This window comes from Paenibacillus zanthoxyli JH29 (assembly GCF_000520715.1).
GTDB classification, from domain to species: domain Bacteria; phylum Bacillota; class Bacilli; order Paenibacillales; family Paenibacillaceae; genus Paenibacillus_AQ; species Paenibacillus_AQ zanthoxyli.
Window position 1 is genome coordinate 1 of sequence record NZ_ASSD01000138.1, and the last position, 2,562, is coordinate 2,562.

At 55.8% G+C, this 2,562-nt stretch carries 3 protein-coding genes; 1 reads left to right on the forward strand and 2 read right to left on the reverse strand.

Annotation, left to right across the window (positions count from 1 at the left end):
* The first annotated feature begins 84 nt into the window (after positions 1 to 84).
* Positions 85 to 1,335, forward strand: coding sequence for a DUF445 domain-containing protein (locus L691_RS0105590; RefSeq protein ID WP_025689290.1), 1,251 nt, complete (start codon positions 85 to 87; stop codon positions 1,333 to 1,335).
* Between the two features lie 182 nt (positions 1,336 to 1,517).
* Here L691_RS0105590 and L691_RS0105595 read toward each other — a convergent pair whose 3' ends face one another.
* Together L691_RS0105595 and L691_RS0105600 are read right to left on the reverse strand one after the other, a co-directional pair.
* The gene (locus tag L691_RS0105595; protein WP_025689291.1) at positions 1,518 to 1,844 is read right to left on the reverse strand and encodes a P-II family nitrogen regulator; all 327 of its coding nucleotides are present in this window, start codon (positions 1,842 to 1,844) and stop codon (positions 1,518 to 1,520) included.
* 146 nt (positions 1,845 to 1,990) lie between these two features.
* Positions 1,991 to 2,562, reverse strand: a 572-nt coding sequence (locus L691_RS0105600) for a glycosyltransferase family 4 protein (RefSeq protein WP_025689292.1), incomplete at its 5' end; no start/stop codon positions are given.

The window sequence follows — 2,562 nt, forward strand, 5'->3', positions numbered from 1 at the left end:
AATTTCCGAATCGGGGATTATTCGTGGTACAATATTTTTTAGTGTTTAAGCTTGTCGATAGAATGTAGGAGGCATTTATTTGATATGAAATCCAGAAACTTGGCTGCAATTTCACTTGTGGTAATGGCGTGCGGCTTTCTGCTGACGCTGTTTTTGCCTGAGAATACGGCGGTAAAGCTGCTCCGGGGCGGCTTTGAGGCCGGACTGGTCGGCGGCATTGCCGACTGGTTCGCGGTTACGGCGCTGTTCCGCCATCCGCTGGGCCTTCCTATTCCGCATACTTCCTTGCTGCTGAAGAACCGGAATAAGATTATAGAGTCTCTCATTTCGGCAATGGAGAACGAACTGCTGAACAAGGAGAGCATCGAGAACAAGCTGCGCGGAATCAAGTTCATCTCGCTGGGGTCTTCGATGCTTACAAAGTTCTTCAGCCGCAAGCAGACGCGAATGGAAATTTTGGCCCGCCTGAGTGTCCTTGTGACCCAAATTCCGGCGGAAAAGGCGCTGCCGTATCTTCAGTCGGCGCTCGCGGGTTACGTCCGGAACGCGGACCTCAAGCAGACCGCCGATACGGTCGTTACGAGGCTGCTGCATGACGGCAGGGACAAGGAAGCCCTTGATTACGGGCTCGGACAGGCTGAGGTCTGGATCAGCCGTCCGGAGACGAAGGCCATGCTCGGCCAGCTCGCGTCTTCCAAGCTTGCCGAGGTGAAGCTGGGCGGATTTAAGGGAGTGGCTTTTCAGGCGTTTGTCGGCTTCGTTGATGAAGAAATGCTGGGCGAGCTGCTGCAGAACATGCTGCGGTCCGCCATCCGCGATATTCAGGATGAGGACAACGTCTACCGCGAGGACATTATCCGGGAGATCCGCGTTGCCCTGTTCCAGCTGGTAAATGACGAGGAGCGGATGAAAGCTCTGACGGACTGGGCGGCGGCCGAACTTGAGGGACAGGAGGCGGGAGCTTTTCTGCTGGCCCGGCTTGAGGAGATTCGCGGTAGGGTACTCGCTCTGCTGGAAGAAGATCGCGTCCGCGGGGGGCGGGGCCTGTTCGCCGCCTATGCGCTGCTGGCCCGCCGCATCGCCGGGGAGAAGGAATGGGTCTCGGAATGGGAGGATAAGATCCGTTCCTCGCTCATCGCGTTCGCGGAGGCGAACCATTACCGGATCGGCGTGCTGGTGAAGGAAAACCTCGACAAAATGGACGACGCCAGCCTGGTCGCCATGCTGGAACAGAAGGTCGGGAAGGACCTGCAATGGATCCGCGTCAACGGAGCGGTGTGCGGGTTCGTGGTCGGTCTGGCGCTTACTTTAATTCAATGGATTCCGTTCACTTGAACGGGACGCGCTAATGTTCAAAGGGCAAGGCTGCCGGAGCCTATATATAAGCATCCGGGGCCTTGCCCTTTGATTTTTATTTGTCTCTTTTAATATAAAGCCGACACATTCGTATAGTCATGGCAGGATTTGGGGTTCGGGGCTCCTGCCATGAGGGGGTTCCGCCGCTGAATCGCCGTTTATTACAATTCTTTTTTGCCGGTACTGATTGTATACGCTTCCAGGACGGGGAGTACGAAAATTTTGCCGTCCCCGAAAGACCCGTGATCGCCGGTTCTTGCCGTCCGCTTCACAATGTCGATGACTTCCTCTTTGTCGTCCTCTGGAATGACCATCATCAGCATTTTTTTGGAAATCTGATTGTAGTGGTTCGTGCCGACTTGAATTCCTTTTTGCTTACCGCGTCCCAATATATCCATTTTACTGATGGAAGGAAAACCTGCGGCCAGCAGTTCCTCCATCACTTCATCGGCCTTCTCCGGTCTTACGATAATTTCGAGCATCAACATAACAATCCACCCTTTCCACGGACAAAAGATATGCAGGGTGTTGCCGACTAGGGGGCTAAGATGATTTATTCGGCATGGCAACGCTTACAACGTTATTATACAACGGATAAGAAGGTAAAAAAGTGAATATTGTCATTGCATAACATTTAATTTTGTTGCCGGCGCTGACAGAGTCCGGAGTAGAGAAGCTCCAAACGATCAGCCGTCCGCGCCCAGTCGAAGGCCTGGAGCGCGTCCTGCCGCCCTTGCATCCCGATGGCGGCGGCACGCTTCGGGCTGCGGGCAAGCGGCAGCATCATTCGGGCGAATGAAGCGGCCTCGCGGTAGCGGTCCACTAGGAAGCCGCCCCGGCCGGGTGATATGATTTCGCGGATACCGCCATTATTGGAGGCGATGACCGGCAGTCCGGCGGCCATGGCTTCCACATTGACCAGCCCGAATGATTCATGCCGCTGCGAAGGGCAGACCAGACAGTCGGCGATCTGATAAATCCGGTGAATTTCCTCGTGCGGAACACTGCCGATGAAGGAAACGGACAAACGCAGTCGCCGGGCGAGCAGCTTGAGCCTCCGCACATAGGCCGGTTTCCCCGTGCCGGCGACAACAAGATGCACGGGCAGCCGTCTTTCCAACATAGCCGCCGCCCGCATGAGGACGTGCACGCCTTTGCGGGGGATGAGCCGGCCGACGAACAGAACCGTAAAGCGGCGGCGGGGGC